The sequence below is a fragment of the Arthrobacter oryzae genome, assembly GCF_037911235.1.
In the GTDB taxonomy this organism is placed as follows: domain Bacteria; phylum Actinomycetota; class Actinomycetes; order Actinomycetales; family Micrococcaceae; genus Arthrobacter; species Arthrobacter oryzae_E.
On sequence record NZ_JBBLYW010000063.1, the window covers coordinates 53,086 to 70,424 of the forward strand.

The window sequence follows — 17,339 nt, forward strand, 5'->3', positions numbered from 1 at the left end:
CGTTCAGCGCCCTGCGGATCCTTCCTGAACGGCCGCCAGGGGGCCTTGCCAGGAGCCATGCGGAGAGTGCCAGGGCTGTGACGAGCAGAACCATCATGCGCCGGCCCCGGTCACTGGTCCCGGCGGCATCGCATAGCGGTCGGCTGTTTCGAAATCATCGATTCCAAGCCTCCGGGCCAGCCTTGGCCACGAAGGTCCCAGGCTGACGTTACCCGCGCGCACGGCCACAGCCACCGAGACCTCCAACCCATAGGCGCTGTCCTCAACGACACCAATGCACGCCACGTGGCGTACGCCATGTGAACGCTCAACATGCACCACGACGTCCAGGGCGCTGGCCACCTGCAGCCGCATTGCGTCCTGGCCCATGCCGGCGAGGGCACCCAGCGCCGTGAGGCGGGCAGGGACGGCGGCGGCTGTGTTGGCGTGGATGGTCCCGCCGCCTCCGGTGTGCCCGGTGTTCATGGCCGTCAGCAGTTCGCGGACCTCGGCTCCGCGGCATTCACCAACCACCAGGCGGTCGGGCCTCATCCGGAGGGCCTGCCGGACCAGTTCGGCAAGGTCCACCGCACCGCCGCCTTCGAGGTTTCCGTGCCTCGATTCCAGCGACACGACGTGTGGATGGACGGGGTTCAGCTCGGAAGCATCCTCGATCAGAACGAGCCGTTCGCCGGGATGGCTCAGCCCCAGGAGAGTGGAGAGGAGCGTGGTCTTTCCTGATCCGGTGGCACCGCTGATGAGGAAACTCAGGCGCCGGCTAAGCATGCGTTCCAGCACGTCCTGCACCATGGCTCCGAACATGCCGCCTTCCCGGAGTTCGTCCAGCGTGAAGACCTCGTGGCGGCGGATTCGAACGCTCAGAAGCGTCCCCGCCGTCGAAATGGGCGGCAGCACAGCGTGGATGCGGTATCCGGCCTCCAGCCGGACGTCGACGCACGGGGAACCGTCGTCGAGGCGCCGCCCGCCTGCTGCGACGAGCCGGGAAGCCAGGGCACGGACCTCACCTTCAGAGGAAAACGACACCGGCGCCTGCTCCAGGCCGTTTCCGCGGTCCAGCCAGACGGAATCCGGGGCGTTGACGAAGATGTCTGTCACGGCCGGGTCCCTGGTCAGCGCCTGCAGCGGTCCGAGCCCGTTGAGTTCGGCACTGATTTGTTCGACGGCCGCCAGCGACCCTGCAGTCCCCAGCAGCCTGCCCGTGGCCTGCACCGCCGCGGCCACCCGGGACGGCGTGACCGGGCCGGAATCGGCCATCACTGATTCCCTGACGGATTCAAGCAGCCCGGCGTCCAGGGCACGGCTTTGCCGCCGCCTCTGGCCTCCGGACGGACCAGGGAACCGTAACGGCCCCGGCACCTGCGAGGGAGTGCTCACGGAAGATCACCGCCCAGCAGGTCCAGAATCGAGGCCGCAAACCGGCGCACAGTGCGCCGGCGGCCCATTTCCAGCAGGCGGCCGAGCTCTGTGGCGTTGGCAGTGCCCTTCACCTCAGGGACGAGTCCTTGCAGCGGCAGCCCGACGGATTCCGCGATCAATGGCCCGTCGAGGATGGCCCCCGCCTTGCCCCTGATGACCAGGGCCGTGTCCACCGGCGGAAGTTCCTGCAGCAGCCTGGCCGAGGAAACGGCCGCTTTCAGCTGCGCGGGCGCCACCACCAGGATGCGGTCACAGTCCCAGGCGAATGTCCGCAGCGGTTCCGTTCCCCGACCGATATCCACCAGCACCAGTTCGTAGCCCCGCCGTGCGGCATCAAGAACCCCACCGACAGTGGCGGCTTCCACACCGGGCTGGCGTTCCCGGCTGCCCGGCCAGGACAGGAAGGAGAACCCTCCCGCGACCGGCAGCGCGTCCGACAATTGTTCGGGATCGATGCTCCCGCTCGCCTCCGAAAGGTCGGTCCACCGCAGGCCCGGTGATTCTTCGGCAGCCAGGGCGAGCTCCAGTCCGCCGCCCCAGGGGTCACCGTCGATCAGCAGAACCCGTGCTCCCCACTCCGCTGCCGCCTGGGCGATCCAGATCGCAGCGGTGGTTGCGCCGGCTCCCCCGCACCCGCCGGTCACACCGAGCACGAGCCCGCCGGCTTCCGGCGACCGCGACCGGCTCAGGTATTCAGCCAGCCACGCGGCAGCATCCGGAAGAACCGCAACGCGTTCCGCCCCCAAGGCTGCGGCAAGGTGCCACAGACTGTCGCCCTCGCCGCCCAGGCCCACGAGGACGGCAGGTGCCCGGCGGCGCGGAGGCAGCTCGCGGATATCGCTTCCCACGAGGACCACGGCCGCGGTGTCCCAGAAAGGAGCCGCTTCGGTGGCATCCGCCGCCACGCGAAGCTGGCCGCCGGCAGCGGCGACGATCCGCTCAACCTCGCCGCGCAGGAAATCGAAGCCTGTCACCAGCAGCGTTTCCGCGGACTCGGCCGGAAGCCACGCCCCGGGAGCCCGCCCTCCCGCCGGCGCGCTGCCAGCGGCCGTAGCACTGCGGGTTGCGGCCCGGGCCGGTGCTGCCCGCGATGAGCGGCGCTGCGCCCGCCCCTGCTCCGGCGGCCCCGCTGATCCTCCGGAGGCTGGATCGGCCGCTCCCGGAGCCGACGCTGAAGCCGCGACGGGGCCGGAGCCGGAGCCGGTGGATACCGGCGTGCGTTCCGGCGTTGGGTTCGGCGTTCGGTCCGGCGGGGGTCCCTGAAGATGCTGCCTGCTCATCCTGCCACTGTGCCGGGCGGCCGGACCCGCTGGCAGATCCCCGGCACGCCATGTGGACAACCCCCCGAACCAAACGCGTGTGGAGGATTAGTGAAACGGGAAATCCGCGCAAATCCTGCGCAACCCACACCCGAAAGCAGGCTCCCGGCATCGGTCCGGGCAACGGCCCCGCCGGCGGCACAAAACACCGCGCCCAACAAGGCAGAATGAAGACTATGTATCTGCTGCTGTCCGCCCATGCCGACGGCGCAGCCCTTCAGGAACTCGCAGCGGACGGCACTCCTGCCCCGGCCAGCCCCGAACCGCGCCTCATCAGCTCCGGTGAGCTGGCCGGCGTCGTACGTGAACTCGAAAAGCGCCGCCCGCGCTGGATCTGGCACCGGACGCAGGACTGGTACCCGGCATTGCTGACCCAGGGGGTTGAGCTGGAGCGCTGCTACGACCTCACGCTCTGCGGCGCCATCCTGGCCCATTCCGAGTTCACCGCCCACACTGCCTACGCCCGCAACGCGGACAAACTCACCCAGGATGACGATTCGCAGCCGCCCCGCAGCCTGCAGCCGCCGCCCCAGCCGGCTCACCAGGGGGCCCTGTTCGAGGACACCGGATTGAACCGTGCGCCCAGGCACTCGCTGGAAGAGCTGCGCACCGAATACGCCGCCCAGCAGGAAGCGCTGAGCCAGGCGGGCACGGATGCGAACCGCAGGCAGCGCCTCCAGCTGCTCCTCGCCGCGGAATCCGCCGGAGCCATGATCGCCGCGGAAATGCAGCACACCGGTGTGCCTTGGCGGGAAGAACTGCACGAACAGATCCTGGCGGACTACCTGGGCCCACGCCCGCCGCTGGGCCACCGGCCCGCCAAGCTTGAGGCGCTGAACACGGAGCTTCGCCGGCTCCTGAACTCACCGGGACTGAACCCGGATTCGCCCCAGGAACTCATGCGGGCATTGCACCGGAACGGCATCGAAGTGAAAACCACCCGGCAATGGGAGCTGAAGGAATCCGGCCATCCGGCCATCGAACCGCTCCTGGCCTACAAGAAGCTGGCACGCCTGCATGCGGCCAACGGCTGGGCCTGGCTGGACGCCTGGGTGAACAATGGCCGCTTCCAGCCCGAGTACGTGGTGGGAGGCGTCGTCTCCGGGCGGTGGGCATCACGTGGCGGCGGTGCCCTGCAGATTCCGCGCCAGATCCGCGGCGCCGTGCACGCCGATCCCGGCCACAAACTCATTGTTGCTGACGCCTCGCAGCTGGAACCTCGGGTGCTGGTGGCCCTCGCCCAGGACTCCAAAATGGCCGAAGCAGCCCGGGATAAGGACCTCTACGCGGGCATCGCTGCGCAGGGTTTCGGCGGCGACCGCGCTAAAGCGAAGGTGGCCCTGCTCGGAGCCATTTACGGTGCCACGACGGGCGAGTCCGGTCGCCTGATGCCGCAGCTGAGCCGCACGTATCCGCGCGCTGTCGGTTTCGTGGAACAGGCAGCCCGTGACGGCGAAACGGGCGGAACGGTCACCTCACGGCTGGGGCGCAGCAGCCCGCCGCCGTCGGACCGCTGGCTGCAAAGCCAGCAGTCCACCACCGCTGAGGAACAGCGGCGGGCGGACGCGGTTGCCCGCTCCCGCGGCCGGTTCACCCGCAACTTCGTTGTCCAGGGGTCCGCGGCTGACTGGGCTGCCTGCTGGCTGGCGGAACTACGACGGCGGCTCCGCGCCATGCGATCGGCGGGCCAGCCGGCCGGCGAACTGGTGTTCTTCCTGCATGACGAGGTGATGGTTCACTGCCCTGACGATGCGGTGGACGTCTGCATCGGAGCCATCGAGGAGGCAGCCGCGGCTGCAAAGGAACTGCTGTTCGGCCGGATTCCGGTGGAGTTTCCGGTGAGCGTGGTCGTGGTGGACTCCTACGACAAGGCAAAATAGCGCACAAAGTCGCCGTCCGTAACGTACCCGCCGGTAGCTTTGTGAAGTCCCTCACTGTCCGGTTAAGCTCAATTAGCCGGTTCGCAGCAGTGGCAGTGCAGCACCGAGAGAAACCGGCCGATGCAATGACGCATGCAGAATTGGGGAGGCACCACAACGTGGCTGGCACATTTGAAATTGTTAACGCCGAAGAAGAGGCTTTCTACTTCCGGCTCAAGGCCGACGACGGCACCGTAGTGGCGGTTTCGCCACGGTTCAAGACACTCAAGGGAGTACTCGGGGGCATTAATGCCGTCCGCGAAAGCGCAGCAACAGGACTTGTAGTGAACCGTTCCCGCCGGGAACTGGCCTCCGGATAGCATCGCATCCGGATAACCTCACCACCCCGGGAGCCCGGCGGACTGAAGCCGCGGCAAATCACCCGTCGACGTCATACGTCGATGGCGTGCAAGCGGGTCCGGTCCCACGGAACGGACCAGCCGAGGTGATCGAACAGTTCATTGAGGATCATTCCGGTAAACCCCCACACCACCACCTTGTTGACCACGAAGGCGGGGCTGAGGAACGACTGGCTGCCCCGGCTGACGGAGGCCATCACCCGGTTGTCCGGGTCCAGCAGGTCCCGGACCGGGATCCGGAAAACCTGCGCCGACTCGCCATAGTCCACTACACGGACCGGGGAGGGCGAGTGCCACCAGGCGAGCACCGGCGTCACCAGGAAATTCCCGCGGGGCAACGCCAGCTGAGGCATGGCGCCGAGAACTTCGACGCCGCCGGAGTCCAACCCTGTTTCCTCTTCCGCTTCACGCAGGGCCGCTTCAACGGGCGTCTCGCCGGGGTCGATCCCGCCGCCGGGAAACGCCACCTGGCCCGGGTGATCGTCCAGGGTGTGGGCCCGTTCGAGCAGCAGGACGTCGAGGTCGGCCGGCGCCAACGGCTTGCCCGAAGCGGCTGGCACGTTATCCAGGGCGCCGAACAGCATCAGCACGGCGGCCTTGCGGGCAACGGCGTCATCAACGGAGAGTTCTCGCCAGTACGGATTGCGCGCCGGGCCGGTCCCGGCGTTGATGGCTGCGACGAGGTCGACGAGGTCCTGGCGGGCGGTCATTTCCCTCGCTTTTGTGATTCCATGCGGATTTCGGCAGCCCGGTGAGTTTCCGCCAGGAGTTGGGCCAGGAGGGCTTCCTGTCCGGGGGCGAGCTCGTATTTGAGCAGCTTGCCCGCCTTCTCGGGGTCCGTCTCCCCTGCGCCGTAGCTGGGGCACCACGTGGCCACCGCGCACGCCCCGCAGGCCGGTTTGCGCGCGTGGCAGACACGCCGCCCGTGGAACACCACCCGGTGGGACAGCATGGTCCAGTCCCGCGGTTCAAAGAGCTCGGCCACGTCGGCTTCAACCCGCACGGGATCATCCGACTCAGTCCATCCGAAGCGGCGCGCGAGCCGGCCAAAGTGCGTGTCTACAGTGATTCCGGGAATGCCGAAAGCGTTGCCAAGCACCACGTTGGCGGTCTTGCGCCCCACGCCGGGCAACGTCACGAGGTCCTGCAGCCGGGGCGGCACTTCACCGTCGTACTCGTCCACCAGCCGGTTGCACAGCGCCATCACGTTCCTCGCCTTCGCGCGGAAGAACCCGGTGGGCTTGAGGATCACTTCGAGCTCGGCGGGATCGGCCTCGGCCATGCTCCGGGCATCCGGATAACGGGCGAACAGCATCGGCGTGATCTGGTTGACCACCACGTCGGTGGTCTGGGCCGAGAGCACCGTGGCCACCAGCAGCTCGAAAGGGCTGTGGAAATCCAGCTCGGCATGTGCGTACGGATAGAGCTCCGCGAGCGCCCGGTTGATCCTGCGGGCGCGCCGCTTCAGCGCCAGCAGTGATTCCCCGGACGTCCGCGGGGTAATGCTGCCCGGCTTCGGAGTGCCGGAAACAGGGGCCATCAGGGACCCGGCTAGCCGCGCTCGATGTTGCTGAGGTCGCGCAGCACGCCCACCCGGCCATCAGTGTGCTGCACCACGAATTCGTGACCGCGGTCTTCCAGGGCCAGTACCCACCCGCCGGGTTCGATCACGAAGGCGGGCATGCCCGTCCGCTCGTCGACGGCTGTGCGCGGCTGGGCCACGGCGAACCAGAACGCCTCGTGGACCGGCTGCTCCTCGTGTTCCTCGGGACGGCTGGACGGGTCCACGGTGGCACCGATCGGCTCCTGCGACCTGACCTGCGGGTTCAGCATCGTCGCAGCGGGCGCCGAGCCTGCGGACGCGGCAGCAGCGGGCGCCGCTCCCGTAGCGGGGCCGGAGCCGGACTCCCGGCCGGCGGCCGCGGGAACTGTCGCTGCCTGCGTCCGTTCGGCGGCGGAAGGAACGACGTCGGCTGCCTGCGTCCGTTCGGCGGCGGCGGGAACTGTCGCGGCCTGCGTCCGCTCGGCGGCGGAAGGAACGACGTCGGCCGCCTGCGTTGCGGGCGAAGCGTCGGCACCGCGGCTGGCCGCCGCGGCACCTACTGCGGCTGCCGCCGTGGCGGCCGCGGCGTTGTTGCCGGCTGCGTTGCCTGACGTGGCAGCGGCTGCTGCCGCCGGCACGGCGTGTCCCAGCAGCGCGTCCCCCTGCGGCGCGGCGCCCTGCGTTGCCCCTCGCTGGGTTTCTGCATGCTGCGTTGCCCCGTAAGGGGTTGCTCCGTGCAGGTCTTCACTGGCCGAAGCTCCGGCGTAGTGGCGGTCGGCGTTCGGCGCACCGGTCGCAGCACCTCCGGCGGCTGGCCCGCCAGCGGCACCCCGGCCGGCTTTTCCGGCGCCACCCGCCGTCAATCGCTTCGACCAGCCAGCCAGCGAACTGGAACCCGGCTCCTTGGCAGCCTTGGGCTCCTTCGGGGCGCTGGGCTTACGGAACGGCGCGGCGGACTCACGGGCCACAACATGCGCGGGAACCTCGGCGCGGTCCAGGAAGTCACCGGCAAAGAAAGGAATGAAGCGTGCCAGCACAGTGGCGGCAAAGAGTCCCACGGATCCAACCAGTCCAACCAGCATGACCGGCAGGAAGTCCTCGGCAGCCGAGAGGAAGAAGAAGCCGAGGGCGAACGACGCCACCACGGAGGCGAACTGGTCAATGGAGAGCGACCCGATCCGCACCTTGGACTCAGGGCTCAGCCGGCGGGCCGCAAAAAGGGCGGTCACGATCAGCGGCAGGATAACCCCCAGTCCCAGGAAGAACAGGCTGCCCAGGTTCCAGAGGTTGTAACGGGACCCGAACATCGGGATCAGCGAGGCGACGAACAGAATCAGCGTTGAGGCGACGACGGTGAGGTCGCGCACGGTGAACGGTCCGAGAACAGTTTCGTTCTTCGTGGCCGTTAGCCTGCTTCCCGCGGGCTTTGGCCCTTCCGCAACGGCCGGCTTATTGGATTCCGCCGGTCCGGATGCCTGGCCGGGGTGATGGACGGCTTGGTGCTGCCCATGGCTTTGCTGGTTCATTCTGTTCTCCTTAGCACGGCGGCGCCCTGGACGGCGCCTCCTAACGGCAGGCAAAAACGGGACCGCTAGCGGTCCTGTCGCCTCCATCGGATGTCACAACTCCATCTCAGCCTAGCCAAGAGGCTGACTGATCACTAGCTGACGGGCCGGGGGCGGGCGCGGCGGAATTCGCGTGGAATCCGCCTAGCACACCCTCCTGTTGGCTGGGTGGACGTGGCACGCGAAGACGGGCCGGACCTCGCTCCGGTGTCCGCTCCGGAGGCCGCGGTTCGTGCCGCCCCGGAACCATTCGGCGCTTAATAGGCGCCGCTCACGGCGCATTATGTGACGAGGCACACGTAGGGCGCGGCGCAGGCATTAGTGTTTATTTCGGAACAGCTCTTTGCGGTACAGCCGCGACCAGCCGCTGCCCGATGCCGCGCAAGCGGCACGGCTGCGGCCCGGTGGCGGCCCGTCCCGCGCAACAAAGATCGATGAATGATGAGGTTCACCATGTCCCAGGACACACCCAGCTCCACGGCCACCGCTGCACACGCTGACGTGCCGGCCAACCTGTCCCCCGCCGGAGCCGACGCAGTCTCCGGAGCAGCAGCCGTAAGCCCCTCAGCCAACGGGGCCTCAGCAAACAGCGCCCACGCCGGGAACGGCGACGCGTTCGAGAACCTCTCCCAGGAGGACCGGAAGTTCGCTCCGTCACCGGAGTTCGCCGCCAACGCGGTGGTCACCGCTGCGGATTACGCAGAGGCCGACGCCGACCGTCCCGCTTTCTGGGCGAAGCAGGCCCGCGAGCTGCTCACTTGGAGCAAGGACTTCACCGAGACCCTGGACTGGTCCAATCCACCCTTCGCGAAGTGGTTCGTCGGCGGCGAGATCAACGCCGCCTACAACGCCCTGGACCGGCACGTCGAAAACGGGCTCGGGGACCGTGTGGCCATCTACTTCGAAGGCGAACCAGGTGACAGCCGTGCCTACACCTACGCCGAGCTCACCGAAGAGGTGAAGAAGGCCGCTAACGCGTTTGAGTCCCTCGGGGTGGCCAAGGGCGACCGCGTGGCCGTATACCTGCCCATGATCCCAGAGGCCGTCATCACCCTGCTGGCCTGCGCCCGGATCGGCGCCGTCCACTCTGTAGTGTTCGGCGGATTCTCCGCCGAGGCCCTGCGCTCCCGGATCGACGACGCCGGGGCCAAACTCGTCGTCACCGCCGACGGCACCTACCGCCGGGGCAAGCCCAGCTCCCTGAAGCACGCAGTGGACGACGCGTTGTCCCACGAAGGAGACGGCAGCGGCCATACCGTCGAGAACGTCGTCGTGGTCAAGCGCAACGGCCAGGACGTGGACTGGCATGAGGGCCGGGACCACTGGTGGGCCGACACTGTCGGGGCGGCCTCCGCCGAGCACACCGCCGTGGGCCATGACTCCGAGCACCCGCTGTTCATCCTCTACACGTCCGGCACCACGGGCAAGCCCAAGGGCATCCTGCACACCACGGGCGGGTACCTGGCCCAGGGCGCCTACACCCACAAGGCGGTGTTCGACCTCCACCCGGAAACGGACGTCTACTGGTGCACGGCCGACGTCGGCTGGATCACCGGCCACTCTTACGTCGCCTACGCCCCGCTGATCAACGGTGCCACCCAGGTCATGTACGAAGGCACCCCGGATTCCCCGCATCAGGGCCGCTGGTGGGAGATCGTGGAGAAGTACAAGGTGTCCATCCTCTACACCGCCCCCACCGCGATCCGCACGTTCATGAAGTGGGGCAAGGAGATCCCGGCCAAGTTCGACCTCTCCTCCATCCGCGTCCTGGGCTCCGTGGGCGAACCCATCAACCCCGAGGCCTGGATGTGGTACCGCAACGTCATCGGCGCCAACGCGGGCAAAAACGGTGAGAAGAAGGAGAACCCGGCACCGATCGTGGACACCTGGTGGCAGACCGAAACCGGCGCCCAGATGATCGCCCCGCTGCCCGGCGTCACCGCCACCAAGCCCGGCTCCGCCCAGGTTCCGCTGCCCGGCATCGCCGTGGACGTCGTGGATGAGCTCGGCGAGTCCGTGCCGAACGGCCACGGCGGCTTCCTGGTGATCCGCGAACCGTGGCCGGCCATGCTCCGCGGCATCTGGGGCGATCCGGAGCGGTTCAAGGAGACCTACTGGTCCCGTTTTGAGACCATGTACTTCGCCGGTGACGGCGCCAAGAAGGACGACGACGGCGACGTCTGGCTCCTGGGGCGCGTGGACGACGTCATGAACATCTCCGGCCACCGGCTCTCCACCGCGGAAATCGAATCCGCCCTGGTCAGCCACCCGGCCGTCGCGGAAGCCGCCGTGGTGGGCGCCGCCGACGAAACCACCGGACAGGCCGTCGTCGCGTTCGTGATCCTCCGCGAGGACGCAGTGGACTCCGGCGACGCGATCGTCCAGGAACTCCGCAACCACGTGGGCAAGGAGATCGGCCCGATCGCCAAACCCAAGACCATCCTTGTGGTGCCGGAACTGCCCAAGACCCGTTCCGGCAAGATCATGCGCCGCCTCCTCAAGGACGTCGCGGAAGGCCGCGAAGTTGGCGACGCCACCACACTCGCAGACAACACGGTCATGTCACAGATCGCAGCGTCGCTCAGAAAGTAACGCCCCGTAAGCCCCGCCCCCGCGGTACTGGCCGGCCCCGTTTTCCCTCGCTTCGGCGGGGAAAACGGGGCCGCAGTGCTTTGTGACGATTCAAACACTGACTGCAGCCAAAATGTTGTTTCCCGTTCTTTCCTGTTCTCTTTTGAGACGTTATAGTCGTGAGCATGTGAGGTGCCTCACAGGCAGCTATTTTTCAAGGGAGAGAACATGGCAGCACAGTTTGATGCGTCGGCAGCCGCTTACCCCACCCGGCGGACCATCCTCAAAACCGTCGGCGTCGGCGCAGCAGGCCTGGCCGGGATTCCGTTCCTCGCAGCCTGTACCGGCGGGAGCGGCCCGTCAGCCACAGGTTCCGACTCGCCCGGCCTGACGTTCGGTTCCGGGTCCTCGGACGATGTGCCCAAGCGCGCGTACCAGGCCCTCACAGACGCCTTCACTGCCAAGACCGGCAAGACAGTCACCACCAATGTGGTGCCGCACAACGATTTCCAGAACAAGATCAACTCCTACCTGCAGGGCTCGCCGGACGATACCTTCACGTGGTTCGCCGGCTACCGCATGCAGTACTACGCGGGCAAAGGACTCCTCGCCCCCATCGACGACGTCTGGGAAAGCATCGGCGCCAACTACTCCGACGCGCTCAAGAAAGCCTCCACCGGCCCGGACGGCAAGCTGTACTTCGTCCCCAACTACAACTACCCGTGGGGTTTCTTCTACCGGAAGAGCCTGTGGACAGAGAGGGGCTACGAGGTCCCGGAGACCTTCGACGCCCTCAAAGCCCTGGCCACCAAGATGAAGGCCGACGGCATCATCCCGATCGGCTTTGCCGACAAGGACGGCTGGCCGGCCATGGGCACCTTCGACTACATCAACATGCGGCTCAACGGCTACCAGTTCCATGTGGACCTCTGCGCGCACAAGGAATCCTGGGACCAGCAGAAGGTCAGCGCAGTCTTTGCCACGTGGTCGGAACTCCTTCCCTTCCAGGATCCGGCAGCCCTCGGCCAGACTTGGCAGGACGCAGCAAAGGCACTGGAGGCCAAGAAGACCGGCATGTACCTGCTGGGTTCCTTCGTGACCCAGCAGTTCACCGATCCCGCCGTCTTGGCGGACATCGAATTTTTCGCCTTCCCGGAGATCGCGATGGAAGGCCGCGACGCCGTCGAAGCCCCCATCGACGGCCTCCTGCTGTCCAAAAAGGGCGGCGAAAACAAGGCTGCCCGGGACTTCATGGCGTTCCTGGGGACGGCAGAAGCCCAGGACGCGTACGCCGCGGTGGATTCCTCGAACATCGCCACAGCGAAGGGCACGGACACGTCCAAGTTCACGCCGCTCAACAAAACATGCGCGGACACCATCGCGAACGCAAAGTACATCAGCCAGTTCTTCGACCGGGACGCCCTTCCCGCCATGGCCAACAACGTGATGATCCCTGCCCTGCAGAGCTTCATCAAGGACGGCAAGATGGACGTCAAAAACCTCGAAGCACAGGCCAAGACGCTGTACGCGGCCCAGTAGCGAGGGAAGACTTCCATGAGCAGCACTGCAAGAGAACTGATTCCCCCGGAATCAAGGGAGCCTGAAGGCGCTTCCGTGAAGCGGGGCAGAACCAGGAAGGCCAGGGGCGTGCGGGTCCGCCGCCTGTCGGGACGGGACAAGGTAGTTCTGTCTCTGATGGTGGGCATCCCCACCCTGATCGAACTGACCCTGGTGTGGCTGCCCATGCTGATGTCCGTGGGCCTGAGCTTCACCCGGTGGAACGGCCTGGACCTGGGCGACATCCGCCCCGCCGGCCTGGACAACTACCAATACATCTCCCAGGACTACCCGCCGTTCTGGCCGGCGGTGCAGCACAACATGCTGTGGCTCCTGTTCCTGGCACTTGTCGCCACTCCGCTGGGCCTGCTGCTGGCCGTGCTGCTGGACCAGAACATCCGCGGCAGCAAGATCTACCAGAGCATTTTCTTCGCCCCCGTGATGTTGTCGCTGGCCCTGATTGGCATCATCTGGCAGCTCTTCTACCAGCGGGACAACGGGCTGCTGAACTTCCTGCTGGGCACCGCCGGAACGCCACAGGCCGTGGACTGGTTCGGGGATTCGTCCGTCAACATCTGGGCCGCCATGATTGCGGCTACATGGCGGCACGCCGGCTACGTCATGCTCCTCTATCTGGCCGGGCTCAAGGGCGTGGACCCCAGCCTCAAGGAGGCTGCCGCGATCGACGGGGCCAACGGCTACCAGACGTTCTTCCGGGTGGTCTTTCCGGCCATGCGTCCCATCAACATCGTCATCGTCGTCATCACCATCATCGAGTCGCTGCGGGCCTTTGACGTGGTGTACGTCATCAACCGCGGCACCAACGGCCTGGAAATGCTCAGCGCCCTGGTGATCCAGAACCTGGTGGGCGAAGGCCAGGTGATCGGCGTCGGCTCGGCCCTGGCGGTGGTGCTGCTGGTCATCTCCCTCGTCCCCATCGTCTTCTACCTCAGCCGCACGTTCGGCAAGGAGAACAAAGCATGAGCACCACCGCAGCCCGCGCCGGCAGACCCGCCACCGATACCGCCGCCCGCTCCGGCAGCCGGCCCAAGCGCCACTACGGGACACACATCTTCCTGACGGTCATGGCCGTCATGTGGCTGGTCCCCCTGGGCTGGTCCGTTTTCACCGCCCTCCGTCCGGTGGCATCCACCAACGAGCACGGCTACTTCAGCCTGGCCGGCGCATTCAACTTCGACAACTTCATCCAGGCCTGGTCCCAGGGCGGCTTCGCCACCTATTTCTGGAACTCGGTGATCATCACGGTTCCGGCGGTGCTCGTGACCCTGTTCCTGGCTTCCCTGATGGCATTCGCCGTCAGCCGGGTGAACTGGAAGTTCAACATCACCCTGCTCATCATGTTCACCGCCGGCAACCTCCTGCCGCCGCAAGTCCTCGCTGCGCCGCTGTTCGAGATGGCCAAGCACTTCGAGGTGCCTTACTCCTTCAGCGATTCCGGCAACATGCTGAACACCTACATCATCGTCATCGCCGTCAACACGGCCTTCCAGATGGGGTTCTGCACGTTCGTGCTGTCCAACTACATGAAGGCGCTCTCCGCTGACCTGACGGAAGCCGCACTGGTGGACGGTGCCGGCATCTGGCGGCAGTACCGGGAGATCATCCTGCCCCTGTGCCGGCCGGCGTTCGCAGCGCTCGGCACCCTGCAGGTCATCTTCATCTACAACGACTACTTCTGGCCGCTCCTGTTCATCCAGAGTGGGAACCGCCTCCCGATCACCACCGCCATCAACAACCTCCAGGGCCAGTTCCTGAACAACTACAACCTCCTGGCCGCCGGCGCCGTCATCACCGTCATCCCCACCCTGGTGATCTACCTACTCCTGCAGCGGCAGTTTGTTGCGGGGCTGACTCTCGGTTCCAGCAAGGGGTAGACCATGATGGAAGCTGACGGGGACAGCATTCCCCCTGCCCCGGCCCGAAAGGAACTCCATGCTCCCCGCAGCACGCCACCAGGCAATCGTGGACGCCGTCCAGCGCGAGAGGGTGGTCCGTGTCTCGGACCTCGCCCAGCAGCTCGGGGTGTCGCTCATGACCGTCCGGCGGGACATCGAGCTGCTCGAGGAAGGCGGACGGGTGGAGCGGATCCATGGCGGCGCCAAACTCCCCGGCGATGCCAGCACCCACGAACCCGGCTTCGAGCAGAAGTCCACCCAGCTCACGGCGGAGAAGAGGGCCATTGCCCTCGAAGCGGCCTCGCTGGTCCATGAAGGGATGGCCGTGGGACTGGGCGCCGGAACCACCACCTGGGCGCTCGCCAAGGAACTCGTCAACGGACCGCGCATCACCGTGGTGACCAATTCCATCCGCATTGCCGATCTCTTCCACCACGGCTCGTCTTCCGGGGCAGGACGCTATGGTTCCACGGTGATCCTGATCGGCGGCGAGCGCACGCCGTCCGACGCGCTGGTGGGCCCCATTGCGACGGCGGCGCTGAAGACGCTGCACCTGGACCTGCTGTTCCTGGGTGTGCACGGCATGGATCCCGACGCCGGCTTCACCACACCGAACCTCCTGGAGGCCGAGACGGACAGGGCGTTCGTGGCGGCGTCGCGCAAGGTGGTGGTGGTGGCCGACCACACCAAATGGGGAACCCAGGGCATGAGCACCATCGCGGGGTTCGAGGACGCCGACGAAGTCATCAGCGACGCCGGCCTCAGCACCGACGCGCGGCGGATCCTGCAGGAAAGCGTCAGCCGGCTGCGGATCGTCAACGCGGGCTAGGCCGGCCGGCGGCCGCCCGCCCGCCGGGCACCCGACGTACTACCGTTACGGGCAGCCGCAGGACTGCCTGACCAGCAGCCGTGTGGGGAAGACGTGGTGTCGGGGCGGCTCGCCCCTGCCGGCCCCGACCAGCGCGCGCACCGCGGCGTCCGCCATGTCGCGCACCGGCTGCTCCACAGTGGTCAGCGGGGGCCACGAATATTCCGCCTCCACCGAACCGTCGAAGGCGGCCAGGGCAATGTCCCCCGGAACGGAGAGTCCCGCTTCATGCAGGGCGCGGAGGATGCCCACGGCCTGCATGTCCGAACTCGCGAAAATAGCGGTGGGCCGGTGCCCCGACGCCAATAGGCGCTTTCCGGCCGCGTAGCCTCCATCCCGCGTAAAGGCGCTGCGTGCGATGGGGCCCTCGGGCAGGCCGGCGGCCTTGAGCGCCTGCAGCCAGCCCTGTTCACGGTCGTCCGCCTCGTTGGCCGTGGTGGTGCCCATGGCGAGGCCGATGTTGGTGTGGCCGTGCCCGATGAGGTGTTCCACCGCGGTTCGGGCGCCCGCCGCCAGGTCCACGCCGACGCTCGTAACGCCGGCGGGCCTCTCGCTGTGGCTCAGAAGAACCGATGAAATCTCCGCGGCTTCCAGGTCCGCAAGGTCCGGTTCGGAAAGGACGCTCGCCAGCACCACACCGTCCACCTGCCGGGCGGCCAGGTTGCGGATGTGCCGGCGTTCCTTCGCGAGGTCGCCGTCGGAGTTGGTCAGGAACAACGCGTAGCCGAGTTCGCCGGCCGCGTCTTCCACCGCATGCGCCAGCAACGAGAAGAACGGGTTGCTGTTGTCCGGAATGATCAGGCCGATGGTCTCGCTGGATCCCAGTTTCAGCGCGCGCGCGGCGGCGTTGGGGCGGTAGCCCAGGACGCGGATGGCGTCCTGGACCTTCGCCTCAGTGGCCGGCGCGACCCGCTTGGGCCCGCCGTTGACCACGTAGCTGACCACGGCCGTGCTCACGCCTGCATAGCGGGCAACATCCTTGCGGGTTACCGGGCCTCGGGGTGTGTGCGTTGCGGAAGTGGTCATGGAGTACATGCTAGCTATGCACTCTGCGGAGCGTCGCCAAAATCGCGGATGGGCAGGCGTTCGCCGTTCTGCTGGGCCGAAGCGTGCGCCACGACCCCGGGCAGGGTGAACCGTGCCGCCACCCAGGCATTGACGGGCGGCAGGGTGCCCTCGTTCACCGCCGTCACGAAGTCGTCCACCAGGAACTGGTGGCTGCCCTCGTGACCGTTGGGGGCGCCGAGGAACTCCTCCGGCAGGCGGCTGCGGTCATGCACGGGGGCGAGCCCGGAGATGAACGCGTCACGCAGTTCGGGGGCAACGTCGGCCAGCGAGGGGTCGTCCAGCGGGATGCTGGGCCGGGTTTCCACCTGCTCTGAGATGTCGTGGACGTTCTCCTTGTCCTGCCACACCGTCACCTTGGCGAGCTGCTCGAAGCTGGCTTCGGTGCCGAAAAAGCGGAAGCGGGATTCGCGGATGTGCGACGGGTAGCCCACGCGGCGCATCTCATTGGTGCGCATGGCGCCGCCGTCATTCAGTTCAAAGAGCGCGGTGGCGTTGGAAAAGTCATTGCCGAACATGCTCACGTCCTTGTCAAAGACGCCGTCGTTCCGGTCGTCCCGGACTCCGATGCAGCTCACGCTGACAGCGTGCGAAGGCAGCGCGCCCAGGACACCGCCGATGGCGTGGGTGGGGTACAGCATGGGCGGGTAGCTCGCCGTCGACTTCCAGGCGTCCCCGCCGCTGTACTGGTAGGCGTCATAGAAGCCCAAATCCATGTCGTGCACATAGTCGCCCTCGCTGTAGAAGATCCGGCCGAATTTGCCGGCCGCGTGCTGGTTGCGGGCGTAGACGGTGGCGGGGTTGTAGTAGCTGGTCTCACCCATGGCGTAGACCAGCCCGGTTTCCTTCACGGCCTCGATGATGCGCTCGATCTCTTCTTCCGAAACCGCCATGGGAACTGCGGAGTAAACATGCTTCCCGGCGCGCAGCGCCTGCTCCACCAGCGGCCCGTGCGTCCAGCGCTGCGTGAAGATGGCGACGGCGTCGACGTCGGACGCCAGCAGCTCCTCGAAACCCGCCTTGGTGCCGTCAAGCCCCCAGCGCTCCTGCGCCGCGGCGGCGCGTTCCGGCCGTTCGTCCACGACGTAAACCTCGCTGACCCCGGGGTGGAGCTTGAAGAGGTGGGCGAAATGGCCGCCGAATTGTCCGACGCCGACGACTCCGATTGAAAACGTCATTGTTTACCTTTCCCTGACTGGCCCGAAGCTTTCGGGTATGAAGGACCCGTGCGGGCCTGGGTC

14 protein-coding genes are annotated in these 17,339 nt (G+C 66.9%); 7 read left to right on the forward strand and 7 right to left on the reverse strand.

Features of this window, described 5'->3' with window-relative positions; translation table 11 throughout:
• Positions 1-93: 93 nt before the first annotated feature.
• Positions 94-1,356, reverse strand: a complete 1,263-nt coding sequence (locus WMN78_RS16665; RefSeq protein ID WP_425341166.1) for a TadA family conjugal transfer-associated ATPase — start codon at positions 1,354-1,356, stop codon at positions 94-96.
• 14 nt (positions 1,357-1,370) lie between these two features.
• Complete coding sequence (gene ssd / locus WMN78_RS16670) at positions 1,371-2,696, reverse strand: septum site-determining protein Ssd (RefSeq protein WP_340534844.1); 1,326 nt, start codon at positions 2,694-2,696, stop codon at positions 1,371-1,373.
• A 215-nt stretch (positions 2,697-2,911) separates the two neighbouring features.
• On the opposite strand from ssd, the gene WMN78_RS16675 reads away from it, so the two are divergent.
• Together WMN78_RS16675 and WMN78_RS16680 are read left to right on the forward strand one after the other, a co-directional pair.
• On the forward strand, positions 2,912-4,615 hold the full coding sequence (locus tag WMN78_RS16675; protein ID WP_340534886.1) for a bifunctional 3'-5' exonuclease/DNA polymerase: 1,704 nt from the start codon (positions 2,912-2,914) through the stop codon (positions 4,613-4,615).
• Positions 4,616-4,773: 158 nt separating this feature from the next.
• Positions 4,774-4,974: a YegP family protein gene (locus WMN78_RS16680; RefSeq protein ID WP_340534845.1), complete on the forward strand. Its 201-nt coding sequence runs from the start codon at positions 4,774-4,776 to the stop codon at positions 4,972-4,974.
• A 71-nt stretch (positions 4,975-5,045) separates the two neighbouring features.
• Here WMN78_RS16680 and WMN78_RS16685 read toward each other — a convergent pair whose 3' ends face one another.
• Genes WMN78_RS16685 through WMN78_RS16695 form a run of 3 tightly spaced genes read right to left on the reverse strand, consistent with a single transcriptional unit; the run spans position 5,046 to position 8,082 of the window.
• A complete protein-coding gene (locus WMN78_RS16685; protein ID WP_340534846.1) occupies positions 5,046-5,723 on the reverse strand; it encodes a CoA pyrophosphatase in 678 nt (225 codons plus the stop codon).
• Positions 5,720-6,553 (reverse strand): endonuclease III, encoded by an 834-nt coding sequence (nth, locus tag WMN78_RS16690; RefSeq protein WP_340534847.1) that lies wholly within the window; start codon positions 6,551-6,553, stop codon positions 5,720-5,722. The genes WMN78_RS16685 and nth overlap by 4 nt, the downstream gene beginning before the upstream one ends.
• An 11-nt stretch (positions 6,554-6,564) precedes the next feature.
• A complete protein-coding gene (locus tag WMN78_RS16695; protein ID WP_340534848.1) occupies positions 6,565-8,082 on the reverse strand; it encodes a hypothetical protein in 1,518 nt (505 codons plus the stop codon).
• 477 nt (positions 8,083-8,559) lie between these two features.
• Between WMN78_RS16695 and acs the strand changes: the two genes are divergently transcribed.
• From acs to WMN78_RS16720, 5 genes are all read left to right on the forward strand, one after another.
• Positions 8,560-10,713, forward strand: coding sequence for an acetate--CoA ligase (gene acs, locus WMN78_RS16700; protein WP_425341165.1), 2,154 nt, complete (start codon positions 8,560-8,562; stop codon positions 10,711-10,713).
• Positions 10,714-10,920: 207 nt separating this feature from the next.
• Positions 10,921-12,231, forward strand: coding sequence for an ABC transporter substrate-binding protein (locus WMN78_RS16705; RefSeq protein WP_340534849.1), 1,311 nt, complete (start codon positions 10,921-10,923; stop codon positions 12,229-12,231).
• 15 nt (positions 12,232-12,246) lie between these two features.
• Positions 12,247-13,233: a sugar ABC transporter permease gene (locus WMN78_RS16710; RefSeq protein WP_340534850.1), complete on the forward strand. Its 987-nt coding sequence runs from the start codon at positions 12,247-12,249 to the stop codon at positions 13,231-13,233.
• Complete coding sequence (locus WMN78_RS16715; RefSeq protein ID WP_340534851.1) at positions 13,230-14,144, forward strand: carbohydrate ABC transporter permease; 915 nt, start codon at positions 13,230-13,232, stop codon at positions 14,142-14,144. The genes WMN78_RS16710 and WMN78_RS16715 overlap by 4 nt, the downstream gene beginning before the upstream one ends.
• 58 nt (positions 14,145-14,202) lie before the next feature.
• Positions 14,203-14,994 carry a DeoR/GlpR family DNA-binding transcription regulator gene (locus tag WMN78_RS16720; RefSeq protein ID WP_340534852.1) on the forward strand — a complete coding sequence of 264 codons (792 nt, stop codon included), beginning with the start codon at positions 14,203-14,205 and terminating at the stop codon, positions 14,992-14,994.
• Between the two features lie 45 nt (positions 14,995-15,039).
• On the opposite strand, the gene WMN78_RS16725 is transcribed toward WMN78_RS16720, so the two are convergent.
• Complete coding sequence (locus WMN78_RS16725; RefSeq protein WP_340534853.1) at positions 15,040-16,068, reverse strand: LacI family DNA-binding transcriptional regulator; 1,029 nt, start codon at positions 16,066-16,068, stop codon at positions 15,040-15,042.
• A 5-nt stretch (positions 16,069-16,073) separates the two neighbouring features.
• Complete coding sequence (locus WMN78_RS16730; RefSeq protein ID WP_340534854.1) at positions 16,074-17,276, reverse strand: Gfo/Idh/MocA family protein; 1,203 nt, start codon at positions 17,274-17,276, stop codon at positions 16,074-16,076.
• Positions 17,277-17,339 lie beyond the last annotated feature (63 nt).

Coding starts and splice junctions, on each gene's coding strand:
- acs (WP_425341165.1), top strand. CDS start 8,560: ATGATGAGGTTCACCATGTCCCAGGACACACCCAGCTCCACGGCCACC.
- WMN78_RS16675 (WP_340534886.1), top strand. CDS start 2,912: ATGTATCTGCTGCTGTCCGCCCATGCCGACGGCGCAGCCCTTCAGGAA.
- nth (WP_340534847.1), bottom strand. CDS start 6,553: ATGGCCCCTGTTTCCGGCACTCCGAAGCCGGGCAGCATTACCCCGCGG.
- WMN78_RS16695 (WP_340534848.1), bottom strand. CDS start 8,082: ATGAACCAGCAAAGCCATGGGCAGCACCAAGCCGTCCATCACCCCGGC.
- WMN78_RS16720 (WP_340534852.1), top strand. CDS start 14,203: ATGCTCCCCGCAGCACGCCACCAGGCAATCGTGGACGCCGTCCAGCGC.
- WMN78_RS16730 (WP_340534854.1), bottom strand. CDS start 17,276: ATGACGTTTTCAATCGGAGTCGTCGGCGTCGGACAATTCGGCGGCCAT.
- ssd (WP_340534844.1), bottom strand. CDS start 2,696: ATGAGCAGGCAGCATCTTCAGGGACCCCCGCCGGACCGAACGCCGAAC.
- WMN78_RS16715 (WP_340534851.1), top strand. CDS start 13,230: ATGAGCACCACCGCAGCCCGCGCCGGCAGACCCGCCACCGATACCGCC.
- WMN78_RS16710 (WP_340534850.1), top strand. CDS start 12,247: ATGAGCAGCACTGCAAGAGAACTGATTCCCCCGGAATCAAGGGAGCCT.
- WMN78_RS16725 (WP_340534853.1), bottom strand. CDS start 16,068: ATGTACTCCATGACCACTTCCGCAACGCACACACCCCGAGGCCCGGTA.
- WMN78_RS16705 (WP_340534849.1), top strand. CDS start 10,921: ATGGCAGCACAGTTTGATGCGTCGGCAGCCGCTTACCCCACCCGGCGG.
- WMN78_RS16685 (WP_340534846.1), bottom strand. CDS start 5,723: ATGACCGCCCGCCAGGACCTCGTCGACCTCGTCGCAGCCATCAACGCC.